This window comes from Costertonia aggregata (assembly GCF_013402795.1).
GTDB classification, from domain to species: domain Bacteria; phylum Bacteroidota; class Bacteroidia; order Flavobacteriales; family Flavobacteriaceae; genus Costertonia; species Costertonia aggregata.
This window is the reverse complement of the sequence record NZ_CP058595.1, coordinates 2199376-2216812: the sequence shown is the minus strand read 5'-3', so window position 1 is coordinate 2216812 and position 17437 is coordinate 2199376. Positions and strand designations below refer to the sequence as shown.

The 17437-nt window shown below is 39.8% G+C and carries 14 protein-coding genes; 5 read left to right on the top strand and 9 right to left on the bottom strand.

Annotation, left to right across the window (positions count from 1 at the left end; all coding sequences use genetic code 11):
* Positions 1 to 9 precede the first annotated feature (9 nt).
* The 4 genes from HYG79_RS10220 to HYG79_RS10205 all read right to left on the bottom strand — a co-directional run bounded on the left by HYG79_RS10220 (position 10) and on the right by HYG79_RS10205 (position 5995).
* Entirely contained in the window at positions 10 to 2409 is a 2400-nt protein-coding gene (locus tag HYG79_RS10220) for an ABC transporter permease (RefSeq protein WP_179241994.1), read from the bottom strand.
* Between the two features lie 66 nt (positions 2410 to 2475).
* The gene (locus HYG79_RS10215; RefSeq protein ID WP_179241993.1) at positions 2476 to 3171 is read right to left on the bottom strand and encodes an ABC transporter ATP-binding protein; all 696 of its coding nucleotides are present in this window, start codon (positions 3169 to 3171) and stop codon (positions 2476 to 2478) included.
* A 66-nt stretch (positions 3172 to 3237) separates the two neighbouring features.
* The gene (locus HYG79_RS10210; RefSeq protein WP_179241992.1) at positions 3238 to 4488 is read right to left on the bottom strand and encodes an efflux RND transporter periplasmic adaptor subunit; all 1251 of its coding nucleotides are present in this window, start codon (positions 4486 to 4488) and stop codon (positions 3238 to 3240) included.
* A 157-nt stretch (positions 4489 to 4645) separates the two neighbouring features.
* Positions 4646 to 5995, bottom strand: coding sequence for a TolC family protein (locus HYG79_RS10205; protein ID WP_179241991.1), 1350 nt, complete (start codon positions 5993 to 5995; stop codon positions 4646 to 4648).
* Between the two features lie 202 nt (positions 5996 to 6197).
* Here HYG79_RS10205 and HYG79_RS10200 point away from each other — a divergent pair, with 202 nt between their 5' ends.
* Together HYG79_RS10200 and HYG79_RS10195 are read left to right on the top strand one after the other, a co-directional pair.
* Positions 6198 to 7562 carry a sigma-54-dependent transcriptional regulator gene (locus HYG79_RS10200; protein ID WP_179241990.1) on the top strand — a complete coding sequence of 455 codons (1365 nt, stop codon included), beginning with the start codon at positions 6198 to 6200 and terminating at the stop codon, positions 7560 to 7562.
* Complete coding sequence (locus HYG79_RS10195; protein ID WP_179241989.1) at positions 7562 to 8911, top strand: sensor histidine kinase; 1350 nt, start codon at positions 7562 to 7564, stop codon at positions 8909 to 8911. The genes HYG79_RS10200 and HYG79_RS10195 overlap by 1 nt, the downstream gene beginning before the upstream one ends.
* Here the strand turns inward: HYG79_RS10195 and HYG79_RS10190 are convergent.
* The 5 genes from HYG79_RS10190 to HYG79_RS10170 all read right to left on the bottom strand — a co-directional run bounded on the left by HYG79_RS10190 (position 8908) and on the right by HYG79_RS10170 (position 12474).
* The gene (locus HYG79_RS10190; RefSeq protein ID WP_179241988.1) at positions 8908 to 9255 is read right to left on the bottom strand and encodes an MGMT family protein; all 348 of its coding nucleotides are present in this window, start codon (positions 9253 to 9255) and stop codon (positions 8908 to 8910) included. The genes HYG79_RS10195 and HYG79_RS10190 overlap by 4 nt on opposite strands.
* An 84-nt stretch (positions 9256 to 9339) precedes the next feature.
* Positions 9340 to 9966, bottom strand: a complete 627-nt coding sequence (locus HYG79_RS10185; protein ID WP_179241987.1) for a LysE family transporter — start codon at positions 9964 to 9966, stop codon at positions 9340 to 9342.
* Positions 9967 to 9994: 28 nt separating this feature from the next.
* Positions 9995 to 10663 (bottom strand): tRNA (guanosine(46)-N7)-methyltransferase TrmB, encoded by a 669-nt coding sequence (gene trmB, locus HYG79_RS10180; RefSeq protein WP_179241986.1) that lies wholly within the window; start codon positions 10661 to 10663, stop codon positions 9995 to 9997.
* 60 nt (positions 10664 to 10723) lie between these two features.
* Positions 10724 to 11788 carry a sensor histidine kinase gene (locus tag HYG79_RS10175; protein ID WP_179241985.1) on the bottom strand — a complete coding sequence of 355 codons (1065 nt, stop codon included), beginning with the start codon at positions 11786 to 11788 and terminating at the stop codon, positions 10724 to 10726.
* Entirely contained in the window at positions 11788 to 12474 is a 687-nt protein-coding gene (locus HYG79_RS10170; RefSeq protein WP_179241984.1) for a response regulator transcription factor, read from the bottom strand. Before HYG79_RS10170 ends, HYG79_RS10175 begins: the two co-directional genes overlap by 1 nt.
* Before the next feature lie 269 nt (positions 12475 to 12743).
* Between HYG79_RS10170 and HYG79_RS10165 the strand changes: the two genes are divergently transcribed.
* From HYG79_RS10165 to HYG79_RS10155, 3 genes are all read left to right on the top strand, one after another.
* Positions 12744 to 15566, top strand: coding sequence for a TonB-dependent receptor (locus tag HYG79_RS10165; RefSeq protein ID WP_179241983.1), 2823 nt, complete (start codon positions 12744 to 12746; stop codon positions 15564 to 15566).
* Positions 15567 to 15601: 35 nt separating this feature from the next.
* Entirely contained in the window at positions 15602 to 16798 is a 1197-nt protein-coding gene (locus tag HYG79_RS10160; protein WP_179241982.1) for a multidrug transporter, read from the top strand.
* Between the two features lie 136 nt (positions 16799 to 16934).
* Positions 16935 to 17243, top strand: a complete 309-nt coding sequence (locus HYG79_RS10155; RefSeq protein ID WP_179241981.1) for a T9SS type A sorting domain-containing protein — start codon at positions 16935 to 16937, stop codon at positions 17241 to 17243.
* The last annotated feature ends 194 nt before the right edge of the window (positions 17244 to 17437 follow it).

Here is a 17437-nt window from a genome sequence, read left to right as displayed (position 1 = left end):
ATGATAAAATTATTCCGTTCGCAGGCTTTTAACGGGATTTGCTTTTGCCGCTTTAAAAGCATGAAAGCTTACCGTAGCGACTGCAATAGCTAAAGCAATACCACCTGATAGGAGAAAGACCCACCAATTGATCTCTATTTGATATGCATATACATTCAACCATTTGTTCATCGCATACCAAGAAAAAGGGGTTGCAATCAATATGGCAATGAAAACCAATTTCATGAAGTCCTTGGACAGTAATGTTACAATACTAGAAACCTCAGCTCCAAGCACCTTTCGTATACCAATCTCTTTGGTTCTTTGTACCGCGCTATACGTTGCTAAACCCAAAAGACCCAAGCAGGCAATCAAAATGGCTAAAAATGAGAAAAGGGTAAACAGATTTTTAAATCTAAAATCCGACTCATACTGTGTGTTGAACGACTCATCTAAAAAGCTATAAAGAAAAGGACGATGCGGTGCAATTTCTGCCCATTTTCTTTCAATATCCGTTATAGCTTGTTGCATGTTGTCCGATTTTATCTTTAGGGAAAGGTACTTTCCAAACTGAGAATAGCGCAAGGTCAAAGGGGCCACTTTCTGATGTAGCGACAAATAATTAAAGTCCTTCACAACACCTATAATGGTTCCTTCGCGGCCCCACTGCTCAAAACGTTTTCCGATAATATCCGCTGCATTTGCATAACCAAAACTTCTCGCTGCAGATTCATTGACCACCATCGCCGAAAGGGAATCTGTTACAAACTCACTCGAGTATGGTCTCCCCGCTACCACTTCAATCTCATAGTGTGGGATGAAATCAAAATCGATTTCATATAAAAAAGGCTCAAAATGCTCCATATCGCCCTCAAAGGTCTCTATCTCGGTGCCTGCCGCAGGAAAGTGACCTCCCGGCACGGTACGTGAACCGGCTACTGAAACCACTTGGGGCAAGCTCATAAACTCACTTTTGACGGTTTCCATATTATCCAGAACCTCACCATCCCAATTAAAATCGATTACCAATTGTTGTTCCCTGTCAAATCCTAAATTTTTATCCAACATAAAACCCAATTGAAAATACACGATTACCGTACTAGCGATCAACGCAATGGAAAGGCTAAATTGAAATATGACCAACCCCTTTCTAAGGTTGCTCCCTTTTTGTGAAGTCCTAAAAACTCCTTTCAACACACGTGAAGGCTTAAAATTGGACAAAATAAATGCCGGATAGGAACCTGCCAACAAACCTGTTATCAAGGCCATTCCAAAATAAATGGATAAAGAAGCAGTGCTAAAAACCTCACTGGTCAAGAATAATTTTCCCGTAATCTGTCGCATACCGGGAAGACAGGCCATAACCAAAGCCAGCCCGATCAATGAAGCCATGAATACCATAAGCATGGACTCTCCAAGAAACTGATAACGCAACCCCTTTTTGTCCGCTCCAATAACCTTTCTAACGCCAACCTCTTTTGCCCTTTCCAAAGAACGGGCCGTAGCCAAATTCATAAAATTGATGCAAGCAATAATCAAAATGAACAAACCAATTATGGCGAAAATGTAAATATTGGATAGACTACCCGTTATCCCGGGTTGGCGTGCCGCTTCAGAATTCAGGTAGACGTTTTTCAAGGGCTCAAAAGAAAGGTCATAGTAATATTCCGCATCTTCGGCCGGTCTATTTCGTTTTAAAAAATCGGGCATTTTAGCCTGAAAAGCATGTTGATCAAAATTATCGGTAACCAAAAAATAAGTATAGAAATCTACATAGCCCCAAGCTTCAAAAATACCGGGTCTAGTCTGATAGAACGAGCTCATGGACATCAGTGCATCAAACGAAAAATGTGAATTCGCAGGCACATCTTTCATGACCCCGGTAACCGTGTAGATCCCATCGTTGGCCCTACCACCAATACCATCCATTGCTTTACCCATAGGGTCTTCGTTCCCAAAGTACTTTTTTGCCGTACTTTCTGTCAGCACGATAGAGTAAGGTGCCTCTAAAGCTGTTTTGGGGTTTCCGGAAAGTAACGGCCAGCTAAATATATTGAATACGGTCTCGTCAACATAAAAAGTATTCCCTTCTTGAAAAGAACGTTCATTATATTGGAGCAGAATATCCGATCTTCCCGAAAACTGAACTTTCTCCACTACTTCCGAAAAATCCGCCTTCAATGCAGGCCCTACGGGAGCATTGCCCCAAACCCATCTATCTTCCAAATTATCTTCACTACCATGATGAACTATTCTATAGATATTATCCGCTTTTTCATGATAGGTATCGTAGGATAGTTCATTCTTAATGAATGTCACTATCAATAAAAAACAAGTCATTCCAATAGCAAGACCACCAATATTGATAGCTGAATACCCTTTATTCTTCCAAAGGTTTCGCCAAGCGATTTTTAAATAGTTTTTGAACATGTTGTTCCGTTTTTTGATGCTTCGACCATGCCAAGCACAATGATGATTTGATTGATGAATAAACTCCTATATCATGGCTCCAATGGCCCTATTTTGACTTTCGGTCACGATTTGACCATCGAATAGATTTACGACCCTATGGGCGTAATGCGAATCCCTATCGGAATGGGTAACCATTACAATGGTTGTGCCTTCTTGATTTAATTCGGTCAACAGGTTCATGACCTCGATACCGTTTTTGGAATCCAAGTTGCCCGTTGGCTCATCTGCCAATATCAATTTTGGATTGGTCACTACCGCTCTTGAAATGGCAACGCGTTGCTGTTGTCCACCTGATAATTGTTGCGGAAAATGCTTTTCCCTATGGGCTATCTTCATGCGCTCCAATACCTTCATCACCTTTTCTTTTCGCTCACTCTTGCCCATTTTCAGATAAATGAGCGGTAATTCCACGTTTTCGTAGACCGTAAGCTCATCAATTAGGTTAAAGCTTTGGAAAACAAAGCCTAAATTTCCTTTTCTGAGCTGGGTACGTTGACTTTCTTTAAGACCGCCTACCTCGTTCCCTGCAAAGTTGTAGCTGCCTTCCGTTGGGTTGTCTAGCATACCGATGATGTTCAGCAAGGTTGACTTTCCACAGCCCGAAGGCCCCATGATGGCAACGAACTCACCATCCTCTACCTTTAGGTTTACGTTGTTCAGTGCCAAGGTTTCCACTTCCTCGGTCCTAAAGCTCTTTTTTAAATTTTGGATTGTTATCATTTTCTTGATTTGATTTTAGCTGTTATTATAATGACCTTTGTATTTGGGGTGCGTTACACTTATTGTTTATTTTAACACTATTCGTTCTGCCTCGCCAAAGGTGTCGTAATTGCTCGTGATTACTTTTTCACCGGCATCCAAACCTTCCAAGACCTCATAGTATCTGGAGTTTTGTTTTCCGATCCGGATAGGCCGTTTTAAGGCTTCGTCGCTTCCCGGTGTAACCACGAAAATCCACTGCCCTCCCGTACTCTGGAAGAAACTACCTTTGGGTAAAAGCAGGGCATCGCTAGATTCCCCCAATTGTAACTTGATATTGTAACTCTGACCTGTACGAATGGTTTCAGGTTTATTTTCAGTAAAGACCAAATCTACCCTAAACCTTCCGTTACGTACTTCTGGGTACACTTTTCGTAAACGCAAGGGGTAATCTGTACCGTTACGTTCCAATACCGCGACCAAGTCACGTTGTACACGGTCTATGTAATGTTCATCAATATCCGCTTCTATTTTATAATCGGTCAGTACGTTTATTTGCCCAATACGTTGGCCTTGTGAGATATTCTGACCTATTTCGGCATCTAAAAAACCCAATTGACCATCTGCTGGGGCACGCACGTTCAGGTGGTCCAAACGTTGATACACCATCCCCAAGGTTTTCTGCATACGGGCCAAATCAGTATCCAATCCCGTCAATGAAGTTTTTCTAAGCTTATCATCGTTCTCGGTCTGCAACTTTATGATTTCGTATTGCTTTTTGGAAAGCTCGTAATTTTCCTTGGATAGCTGATAGGCTTCTTTGGATATCAACTCATCTTTATAAAGTGCTTCGTTTTGTTCATAGTTTCTTTTTAACCTTTGTAGGTCGGTCGTAGCCGTGGCCAAAGATCGCCGACCTTCAACTTGCCTTGAATCAAAGTTCAGTTTAGTTGAGCGTAAATCGTTTTGTTTTAGGGCGAGGTTGCTTTCACTGGCCAAAATCTGTTCGTACAGATTCATATTTTCAAGCTTTAGGATAATATCCCCTTTTTTGACCATAGTGCCCTCTTCTATTAATTTTTTGGTGACACGGCCACCTTCATAAGCATCCATATAAATAGTGGTGATAGGGGCAACATTGCCATTTATCGTTATGTAATCATCAAACTTGCCTTGGCTTACCTCTGCTATGGAAAGTTTTTCTTTTTCTGTCCTAAACGTAGCGGTAGAATTTGCAAAAAGAAGTTGATACCCTACAAACAGCAATAACAATCCTATTGCTATGTAACCATAATGTTTGGGACGCAATCCTTTTTTCTTTTCTAATTGTATATCCATCTTATTATTGTTCCTTGTTTTTATAATTTTTGAATGACCTTTAATTTCTTTTGTCAATTATTCTCTTAAACTGGTATTGAGAGACATAACACATACTCTTATTTTTAAGTCCTCACTTTTTTATTCTCAGCTCCTAGCTGATAGGTACTGGCTCAAATCAATTAATGGCAAATACAGGTAATCCACGGTAAAAATCCAGTGTGCTTTTATTTACTTCCAAGCGCAATCTGGCTTGTAGCGTATCATTTTGCGCAGTGGCAAAGAGATTTTTTGCCGTGAACAGTTCCAATGCATTGATCAACCCTTTCTCATATCGTTTTTGAGCGATTTCAAATGCCAAATTTTGAGACTCGGTTCTTTTTTTGCCCTGCTCATATTCGGCGACCAGTGCATTGTGCTCCTGCACCAGTTGCTGAATGGTTTGATAAAGTACCTGTTCCTGCACTTCCAAATCGTTTTTTGCCCGCTCGAAGGCTATTTTTTGTTGTTTTACCGCAGAATGTCTGGACCACCCTTGACTTATGGGTATATTGATGGAAACGCCTATAAACTTTGCGGCGTTATCCTCTATTTGCCTATCAAACGATATTACTTGACCATTATCGTCTTGAAAAGTTTCTGCATATCTAGTAACAAAGCCTGCGTCCAAGGTCAAGGTCGGAGCCAAATTGCCTTTGGCGATGGCCATATTTTTCTTTGCCGCTTTTGTTCGTAGTTCCTGTGCTTTGATAACGGGAATAAAACCTTTGGCTTTCGCATAGATGTTATCCTCTGCCAAGCTATCTACAGCAACTGTATCGAAAACGGATACCCCTAGCGTATCCTGCACGTTTATCGTAGTGGCCCCTTTTAGGTTCATTTCCTGTATCAACACCAAATGTGCGGCTTGAAGACTATTTTCACTTTGGACCACAACGAGTTTGTCGGCAAAAAGTTGGGATTCCGCTTCATATAAATCCGCTCCGGCCATAAGCCCCAATTCAATTTGCCGTTGCACCAATTCATAATTGGTCTGTGAAATCTTTAGCTGTTCCTTGGCATTGGCCACCAAACCTTCAAAGAACTTGATGTTGTAAAATGCGGTCATTACCCGAAAAGCCAATAAAAATTTTTGCTGCTCCACATCTTCCTTCGCTGCTTGGCGTAAAAATTTTGAGGCCTTGATGGTGTTCAATTTTTGAAAACCTTGGAAAATATCAAAAGAGGCGAATAGGCCATAGTTGTTCTCGAAAAAATCGGTATTTACAAAAACACCCGTGTTGGGATCTTCTTGGCGACCGAACCTTAAAGTATAATCGGAACTGGCATTTATGCCCGGTAACAAATTTCGAATAGATTGCCTGTAGGTTTCCGCACCCGACTTTTCGGTAAGCTCAAAATCCTTTAAGGTCAAATTATGGTCAATCGCATAGGTGATACATTCATCCAAAGTCCATTTCTGCTGTGCCATAAGATTCATGACCATGACAAAAAAAAGAAGGGTAGTTATTTTAAATTTTAAACTCATATTGTAATTGGTATGCCAAAAGGTATACTACTTATGTGCCATAAATTTAAATAATTGATTTTCAAAGTTTTATATTAAAAATTTAAAGAATACCCAAAAACGGGTGTAAAAAATATGTACATATATTGTCAAAAAAATGGACACTTTGTAAAATAAATTGATTCTGATTTGTAGTTTCGAAAAAGTATCAACATCCTACATTATGACAGATGCAAAAATTCTTGTAATAGATGACAACAAAAGCGTATTGAGCGCTTTGGAAATATTATTGCAGTTTGAATATAAAAGTGTACAGACCATATCTAACCCAAACCAGATATCATCATTCCCCAATTTTACCGAAATTGATATCATCCTTTTGGATATGAATTTTTCAGCTGGAGTAAATACAGGAAACGAAGGTTTGTACTGGCTTAGGGAAATCAAAAAGAAAGCAGGCCATATATCGGTGATCATGATGACCGCATACGGTGCCATAGAGCTGGCCGTAGAGGCGCTCAAAGAGGGTGCATCCGATTTCATCTTAAAACCTTGGAACAATGAGCGCTTGTTGACCACCGTAAAATCGGCCTATGAGCTGCGAAAAACAAAAAAAGAAGTGTCTCAGCTCAAAGAAAAGGAGAACCATCTAAAACAGCTCATCAACCAAAACAAGAATTATATTATTGGTAATTCCAAGGTTTTGAACTCGGTTCTCGATATAGTGCGTAAAGTTGCCAAAACCGATGTAAACGTTTTGGTTACCGGCGAAAACGGCACAGGAAAAGAACTCATAGCCAGAGAACTACATAAATCCTCAGCGAGAAACCATGAGGTCTTTATTTCGGTAGATATGGGTTCTATTTCCGAAAACCTGTTCGAAAGTGAACTTTTTGGTCACCTTAAAGGCTCTTTTACCGATGCAAAGGAAAATCGGGCCGGTAAGTTTGAGGCGGCCAATGGCGGCACCCTGTTTTTGGATGAAATAGGGAATTTATCGTTACAGACACAGGCAAAATTATTATCCGCCATTCAAAATAGGGTCATTGTACGCGTAGGATCCAATACACCTATACCAGTAAATATTAGGTTGATATGTGCAACCAATTGCAATCTAGACCAAATGGTAGCGGACGGGCTGTTCCGGGAAGACCTTCTTTACCGCATTAATACGATTCGTGTAGAAGTACCGCCTTTACGGGAACGGGAAGGGGATATTTTGATATTGGCCGATTTTTATCTCAATAAATTCATCAACAAATACGGAAAACAAGGACTGAAAATAAATCAGGCGGCACAGGAAAAATTGATGGCCTATAACTGGCCCGGCAATGTTAGGGAACTATTGCACACTATGGAACGGGCGGTCATACTGTCCGAAGGTAATGTCCTCAAACCAACCGATTTTCTTTTAGAGGTCAAAAACTCATTAACGATGGGAAACGGCCCAGATACCTTGGAAGAGATGGAGCGTTTGATGATCACGAATGCGCTGAACAAAAATGATGGCAATTACAGTGCTGCTGCCGAGCAACTTGGCATATCTAGACAAACACTCTATAACAAACTCAAAAAATCTACAGAATAATGGTAAGCCGTAACATATATCTACAATTGGCCCTACGTATCATCCTGATTACGTTGACCATTATAGCCTCTACTTACTTTTTTTTCAATAAGCAATATATTGTAGGTAGTGTGGGTATATTGATATTGGTGGGGCAGACCACGGCATTGATCAATTACGTTAACCAAACCAACAGAAAAATAGCCTATTTCTTTGATGCCATAAAAAATGAGGATTTTACACTTAGATTTCCTGAAAAATTAAGCGTAAAGTCATTGGAAGAACTCAACCATAGCCTCAACATGCTAAATGGTATGATACAGGACATTCACTTAAAAAAGCAGGCACAAGAACAATACTATCAGGAAATATTGAGGCAGGCCGACATTGGTATTTTCACGATAAACCCCAAGGGGCATATTCTTTATGCCAATCCCACGGTACAGAACCTTATCAATTATAGGCCGTTGAACCATGTAAAACAACTTAACCAAGTTGACGGTAAACTCTATCAACTCTTTAAGGATCTAAAACCGTTTGACAATACTATTTTTCAATTGGGCAATGAACGGGGAAAACGGGAGCTGAGTTTAAAATGTACCCCGATACAAATTGAAGGGGAACAGTTGTTATTGGTGGTCGTACATGACATACATAAAGAATTGGACGAAAAAGAAACCGATTCTTGGGTAAAATTGATTCGCGTACTCACCCATGAAATAATGAATACCATCACACCCATAACCTCTATATCCGAATCAATATTAAACTATTTCAAAACTGGCAACCAACTGACCTCTCCAACCAATTTTACCGAAGACGAGATCAAGAATACGGCAAAAGGTTTGGAGGTTATCAAGGAACAAGGGAACGATTTAATGAGTTTCGTACAATCGTACCGTACCTTTTTGAGCGTACCCGAACCTGATAGGGAACTTGTTCCCGCCCACAAGATTTTAGCGAAAACCAAAATACTGCTCAACGAACAAAAAGATAGTTTTGCCGTACAAATCGAAACCTTGATAGAGCCACAAGAATTAGAGCTGTTCATTGACCAAAAACAAATTACCCAGGTACTTTTAAACTTGGGAAAAAATGCCCAGCAATCTTTACAAAACCAAGAAGATGCGACAATACGTATCATTGCAGGGGTCAACGAAATGGATAAGAAATACGTACAGGTTTGGGACAATGGCCCAGGAATACCACCCGAACTTATAGATGAGATATTCGTACCTTTTTTCACTACAAAAAATACGGGAACCGGCATAGGTTTGAGTCTTTCCAAACAAATAATGAGGCTTCATGGGGGTAGTTTACGGGTAGTTTCAAAAGAAAACAATACGGTATTTACCTTGGCTTTTGATTAAGAAGATAACTCACCCAGTTCCTTCCAGGGGTCCCAAAAATACTTATCCAGATCTTGTATTTGATTGTCCACCACTTCAATGCCTTCGCTCTCCAATAACTGCTGCATTAGGTTGGTACCGCCAAAATGATGCTTTCCGGTCAAAAGTCCGGCCTTGTTCACAACACGATGCGCAGGAACATGTTCCATACCTCCCGCACCGTTCATGGCCCAGCCTACCATTCTAGCACTTCGCGCAGCACCTAAATATTTGGCAATAGCACCGTAAGAGGTAACCCTGCCGTAGGGGATTTGAGCCGCCACCTCGTATACTTTTTGAAAGAAATTTTTATTGTCGGGATTCATTTTGATACTTTATTGGGATAAAATTGTATGCATTACTTTGACGGGTACACGATCATCAACGATTTTGTGGATATCGGAAAAGTTTCAATAAAACGTTCGAAACATGGTTATGATCAAAAGTACGACCATTAAAATACTTAAAATATAGTTTGCATTTTTTGAAAATCTGTTGGTCTTCTTCTCCAACTTATTGAAATAAAACACATAAAGATACAATACCGAAAATGTTCCAAAACCGGCCGCAATCACAAAGGTAAGGGTATCCGTAATTTCAAACTTTATCCACCCCGATGCGTTCCACATAACATTTAGACCACTATAATAAGGTATAGTCAACAGATTTACGGCAGCCAAAAGGGACCCCTTAAAAAAACTGTTGCGCTTACTTACCTTGACCACTTTGGGCACCTCTATTTTATTTTTTCTTGCCTTGAGGAAAAAATAAACGGCAAAAAAAGCGAACACTGCTATGGCCACCTTCATCAAAACCGATACAACCTCGGGGTTTTTGGCCAAAAATTTAGAGATTAGAACGGCAACGTAAGCCTGTATCATAATCATGGTAGACACGCCCAAGCTGAAGATTACGCCGTTCAACTTACCTTTTTCGACACTCGTCTTGGCAGCGTTCAAATTTAAAAGGCCCGGTGGCACGGTAGCCATAAAAGCTGCCGAGAAAGTGACAAAAAAAAGGATCAAAAGATGTTGCATTGGTCGATGAATAGAACTAGAAACAATACTAGTTCAGCTTGAACTGTAAATAGGTTATCGGTTTTCCCTTTTCAAGATACTGATTTTCATAGAAAGTCTGTATATTCAAAACTTCTGCAGGGCTGCCCTCGTTTTTGTACACATCGTGATTGGCATAACATATTTCCAAACCTAACCCATGAAGCAGTCCCAAAGTATAACCGTGCATAAATTCACTATCCGTTTTTAGGTGTACAAGGCCTTTATGCCCCAATATTTTTTTGTATTTGTTCAAGAAAACAGGGTTGGTCATCCTATGCTTGGTACGCTTATATTTTATTTGAGGGTCGGGAAAGGTAATCCAAATTTCAGCTACTTCATTTTCGTCAAAAAGAAGGTCAACGAGTTCTATTTGGGTTCTTACAAAAGCTACATTATGCAAATTTTCTTCGAGTGCCGTTTTTGCGCCTCTCCAAAACCGAGCACCTTTGATATCGATACCTATAAAATTTTTATCTGGGTTTCGCCGGGCGAGACCTACCGTATATTCGCCTTTGCCACAGCCTAGTTCAAGAACAATCGGGTTTTTGTTCCCAAAGTGGTCTTCCCATTTACCTTTGAGCGAAAATCCTTCCTGTATTTCTTGCCGCTTTGGCTGAATGACATTTTTAAAGGTTTCGTTCTCCTTAAACCGCTTTAGTTTGTTCTTACTTCCCAAATCTTTTGTAATTAAATACGTTTGGCAAAACTAAGGAAATCTTACTTGTGAGCGTATGGTTTAAGACTGGGCATTTTCCAAATCCTCTGCTTTTTCGAGCGTAAATGAAAATTCCGAACCCACACCCTCGGAGCTTTCCACATAAATTTTTTCATTGTGCGCCTCTACGATATGTTTTACTATGGCAAGACCCAGACCAGAACCACCTTCAGTACGGCTCCCACTTTTGTCTACCCTGTAAAATCGTTCAAAAAGTCTAGGAATATGGGCTTTGGGAATACCTTCACCGTTATCGGTTACCCTAACGATGACCTTATTGCGTATCAAATTCTCAACGCTTACTTCTGTAGTACCGTTCTCGTAACCATATTTGATTGAATTTACCAAAAGGTTGGTCAATACCTGTTGTATTTTTTCCCTATCCGCTTTTACATAAACCGGTTCATTATAGTCCATATCAAACGTGAGCACGATTTTCTTTTTGGCCGCTTTCATTTCCAAAAGGTCAAAAACGTTGCCGATGAGTTCAATAATATTAAATTGTTCCGGATCAACATTGAGCTCGCCCGCTTCTAGCTTCGTAATCAAATCTAAATCCTTTACGATATAAATAAGCCGATCTACCGCTTTATTGGCTCTTGAGATATATTTTTTTCTGATATTCTTATCGTCCATTGCGCCGTCCAAAAGTGTCTCTAAATAGCCTTGTACGGTAAACAAAGGCGTTTTAAGCTCATGCGAAACGTTCCCGAGAAAATCCTTACGGTACTCTTCACGAATTTTCAGGGTATCTATTTCTATTTTTTTATCCTTGGCAAACTTTTCGATTTCCTGCGTTAGGGTTTTCATGTCGGTGGTTATGGGCGCGGAAACCAATGAAGAGGACTCCAGTAGCGAGACATCGTCATATATTTTTTTTATTCTCCTGTAAATAAATTTTTCTACCCTTAATTGAATGATAAAAAAAGAAAGCAAAAAAGTCACAACAGCTACAACGGGAATTAGAAACCAGTCCTGTAACTCTTTATGCCATAAAAAACCGGCAAAGGCAAAAGTGAGTATTAGTGAAATAATGAAACTGGAACGAAAAGCGAATTTATAGGATTTCTTTATTTGGGTGGCCATTATAGTACAAACTTATACCCTACGCCTTTTACGGTCTTAAAATGGTCATCTCCGATTTTTTCCCTTAATTTTCTAATGTGCACGTCAATGGTCCTACCGCCTACGACAACCTCGTTGCCCCAAACTTTGTCCAAAATAACTTCACGTTTAAAAACTTTACTGGGTTTGGAGGTCAACAAGGCCAAAAGTTCAAATTCTTTTCTTGGGAGAATAAGTTCCTTGCCTTTATTTACAATTTTGTATTCCTCACGGTTAATGACAATATTACCTACTTTTACGATATCCTCAACCTCGGGCTTGTCGTCTTTCAACCTTCTCAACAAAGCCTTCACCTTACTTACCAGCACTTTGGGCTTTATGGGCTTGGTGATGTAATCGTCGGCCCCCGCATCAAAACCGGCAACTTGTGAATAATCTTCGCCACGAGCGGTTAAAAAAGTAATGATGACCTTTTCAAGGCCTGGTGTATTGCGTATGGTCTCGCAGGCTTCTATCCCATCCATCTCTGGCATCATTACATCCAAAATTATCAAATGAGGATTTTTCTTTTTGGCTTTTGAAACACCTTCAGCCCCGTTTTTGGCCGTAAAAACTTCGTACCCCTCCTGCGAAAGGTTGTAGCTTACGATTTCTAGAATATCCGGTTCGTCATCTACTAACAATATTCTGATATCCGATTTTTTCATTTGTATACGTTTATTCCTCTAGTTGGTCAGATGTTATTCCCCATGCACATAAAATCGCTAAAATTCATTGTGCACAAGGGCTGGTTTCGTGGTTCTAAAGTTGGTTCATTCATCCAAAAGTAAAGATAATACTTATATGCTAAAGGTGCTTAACATTCATTTAATCTCATAACCTTTTGATAACGCTAAAAACACAAACCTTTAACCTACAGCTAACATGACCTTTACCCTGTCTGACTTTCTTTGCCACTGAAAATGAAAAACAACTTATGAAAAATATATTTACAGCTTTGCTCTGTTTTATAGCTATTGTCAGCCAAGCACAAGACAAGGGAAGCATAGTAGGTAAGCTTACTGATAAAGAAGTCAATAACGAGCCTTTGGCCTTCGCCAATGTGTTGATCAAGGGAACGACAAAAGGTGCAACTTCAGATTTTGACGGGCTTTATGAAATACCCAATCTAGACCCAGGCACTTACATTGTTCAATTTAGTTACTTAGGCTATGAAACTGTTGAAATACCCGATGTCTCGGTCGAAGCGGGTAAAGTAACGACAATTAACGTACCCATGAGTGCTGCTGCCGGTGTGGCTTTGGAAGAAGTTATCGTAGTGACCACATCAAGAAAAGATTCTGAAATCGCATTATTGTTAGAGCAAAAAAAAGCATTACAAATTAAAGAAGCCATTAGCGCTGAAGCGCTTACCTTAAAAGGTATTGATGATGCGGCAGCGGCAGTGGCCCAAATATCCGGTATATCAAAACAGCAAGGATCCAGTAATGTTTATGTACGTGGATTAGGGGACCGGTACCAAAATACTACGATGAACGGTTTATCGCTACCCTCCAATGATGTGAACAAAAAAAATATCGATTTAAATCTATTCTCAACTGGGATTATCGAAAACGTTTCTGTAAGTAAGGCATATACACCCTCCTTTTATGGTGATTTTGCAGCAGGTAATGTAAATGTTGATTCCAAGGAATATACGGGCAAAGGTTATTTTGAAATTTCTTTGGGCAGCGGATTTAATTCCAATGCGCTGGGCGAAGATTTTTTAAAGAGTGAAGGCACAAGCTTTTTTGGGTTTTATAATAGATATGACAATGACCCGTTCGCAATCATATTATCACATGGCGTAGATCCCGAAAATGCTTCTGAACCCATAAACGTAAGTGGCTCTGTTGAAGGTGGGTATTCCATAGATCTCAATGATGAATCAAGACTTAGCTTTTTTGCCACGGCAAGTTTCAGCAACGGTTACGAACTTAGGGAAGGACCTGCAAGGGATTTTACCAATGTATTAAAATTTGATTTCCCTAATACTACTGAGTATGCCTACAATACAACAACAACTGCTCTTGGAAACATTGTTTATAAGATCAACAATGAAAATAAAATAAAGTACAGCTCTCTTTTCATAAATAGTGCTACGGATGCCGTTAGCTTTTTTGGCACGAACGGCGAGGGTTTTAATCGTGATGGTATTACCTCGGATGACGGTTTTTTTGTTTCAAACGTACAGTTTAATCAAGATATGATATTTGTCAACCAATTAACCGGGCAGCATGTCTTTGATGATAAATGGAGTTTGGATTGGGGTACTGGTTTTAATAAAGTATTTTCTGATGAACCGGACAGAAAGCGTCTCACCCTTGAGAACTATCAATTTGCATTGGACAATGACCCGAACACAAACCCTGTCTTCTTTACAAACACGGCTTTTGAGAACCAGCGGTTTTTTCAAAGTATAGAAGACGATGAACTAAATAGCTTTGTCGACTTGCATTACAAAGCATCCGAAAATACCGTTATCAACTTTGGTTATAACGGCAGGCGTAAAGAACGTAGATTCAACAGCATACGATATGGGTATCGTATTTTTGACAGAACTACGCCAATCACAGATGTAAATAACTTTGATTCGTTCTTCACTATTGAGAATAGTAGCCTAGGCGGTATCGAAGGTGCTTTATATGATATACGTATCTTAAATCCCATCAATAATGATATTGGAGCCGTAAACAGACCTGGTCTTGCGGACAATACGTATAAGGGAAATTTAGACATACATGCAGCTTATGTAACCGCAGAATTCAGTGTAGGCGAAAAATGGCTATTTGTACCTGGAATTAGAGCTGAGTCAGTTAGCCAAAACATCGTATATGATGTAATTAACCTACCGCCAAGTGACCCAGGCTTTAGAGATGTTTACGAAAATATTTACCTACCCAGTTTAAATATTAGATATGCCTTAAATGAAGACGCCAACTTAAGATTTGCCTTTAGCAATACAGTTTCTTTTCCTGAATTTAAGGAGGTAGCACCATTCGTCTACGAAGGGGTTACCCAAAGATTTGGCGGTAATCCCGATTTGTTTGGTGGCAGGAGCGGAAACGGAGTAAATTATTCGGACATCTATAATTTTGATTTAAAGTACGAATGGTTCATGGGAAGAGGAGAGGTACTTTCCTTGGCTGCTTTTGGAAAATTAATACAAGACCCTGTAAACCGGGTTATTGCAGCAGATGCAACAGGAACCCAACGATTTTTTAGAACAGGGGATCAAGCTGAGGCCTACGGGGTAGAGTTGGAAATACGTAAAAATCTTATCACCGATGCCGATGAAAACACAACACTCTCATTAGGTTTAAATGCCGCTTACACAGCGACCAATCAAGATTTAAAGACTATAGAAGCAGGAGATGAAAATACGTTCGGAACCTCTTTTGACAGAACTTCTGATGAATTGGAGGGAGCATCTCCCCTGATTATTAATGCGGACATAAATTACAGTCCTGTATTTGAGAATTACAAACCAAAGGCGACACTGGTCTTCTCATACTTCTCGGATAGAATTTTCGCCTTGGGCGCCGGGTCTTTGGGAAACATTGTCGAAAATGCAGTGCCAACGCTAAATTTTATCTGGAAAAACCCTATTGGAGAGCACTTTGAAGCAAATTTGAGCGCAACAAATCTTTTAGATCCAGATATAACCCTGACTAGGGAAGGCACTGGAAGCGGTGATATTATTATTCGTGAATTTAACTTAGGAATTAACTTGGGACTAACCCTTAAATATAAATTTTAAATACATAATCTTAATTACAATTAAACTCAAAAATGATGAAAAGCAAATTATTAGTTTTAGGCATAGTAGCTTCGGCATTTATAGCCTGTGAAAGCGATGATACCGCAGATATTATTATTAATGATAATAGCGTTACAACTACGAACAATACCACAGGCAACAACGGAGGAAATGAAACTGTTATACTAACCCCGGCTTCAGGTTCTATTACAGAAAACTTGACCCTAGAGGCAGATACAGAGTATTTATTGACCGGTGCAACGATTGTATCTTCGGGTACAACATTGACCATAGAACCAGGAACCGTAATCAAGGCAGAAGCAGGGCCAAACGTTTATTTGGCAATTGAACAAGGTGCTCAAATCTTGGCCAATGGGACTCCTTCAAACCCTATAGTTTTCACATCCAACTCAAGTGCTCCAGCAGCGGGGGATTGGGGAGGTATAATTCTTTTGGGTAGAGCTCCGTTGAACTCTGTTACCGGTACCTCGACCTCAACCTCAGAAATCGGAAATTTACCGTACGGTGGCAATATTGCCGATGATAATTCAGGTGTGCTTCGTTACGTTAGGGTTCAATATTCAGGTGGTGCAGCAGATGGTCAATCTGAAAACAATGGGTTTTCTTTTTATGGCGTTGGCAGCGGAACAACGATCGAGTACATTCAGGCATTTGTTGGTGCGGATGACGGTGTTGAATTTTTTGGAGGAACCGTGAACGCAAGTTTTGTAGCTGTTGTAAACGCAGAAGACGATTCAATCGACTGGACCGAAGGTTATAGCGGAACCATCTCAAATGCTTATGTACTACAAGGAAGCGGGATAGGTGATGAGGCTTTTGAATGCGACGGGTTCAATACCGATTTTACCAATGCAACGGGTACTTTTTCAAACCCAACAGTAACCAATGTTACTATTGAAAGTGAAAGTTCAAATGACAGCACAAGAGGTTTTCTTCTAAGAGCTGGCACACAGGGTACTTTTTCAAATGTGTTGATCATTGGGAAAGACACAGGTATATCAGTTGATGACGATGAAGAATCAACGCCTACATCCCAAAATATTGCCGATGACACTTTAACGTTTACCGATGTTACATTTACAAACGTAACAACGAAAACAGCCATCGACGGCGGTGTTTCCACTGAAGCCGACTTGGTAACTGGAGACGGTAACGGCACCGGGACCAACATTACAAGCTGGGGAGCTGGTTGGACTGTAGGGATTAACTAAACATCTTCCTCGTAAAAATATAGAAAACCCACTTTTTAGTGGGTTTTTTTACGTTTTGGCTAAATTTTTGGTATTGTATATAAAGTACGTGTCACGAACAACCAAGAATTCATATCTTTACGTATATAATTAGTGTATGAAGAAACTATACTTTGTTTTTTTCTTGCTTTTAACTTCGCTATCCTTTGGCCAGGACAATAAATCCAATGGAGATATCGAAGGTTTTGAGCTATACCCTAACCCTGTTACCAACGGCAAAGTATACATTACTACAAAAGAAAATGCCCCTAAAAAAATATTGGTCTTTGATGTTTTCGGCACCCAAATAGTAGAGACCACAATTCTTGGAAAGGAACTGAGCCTTTATGATTTGAGTGCAGGTGTATATATGCTACGCGTTTTTGAAAAAGATAAGGTAGCTACCCGTAAATTGATTATAAAGTAATAAAATTACCCACTTCTGCTTTTTTATTTTTCTTCAATTTATTGATTTTCAAACACGTCGATAAAAACAAAAAAATATCGATAAACGTACACAATACGTTTTTTTACCTACGGTTTATCGAGTTTCACAACATTTAATGCCCTTGTTGTAGGTGTTTCCCTATATTTGAGGTGTTGATCCCAAATCAATAAACT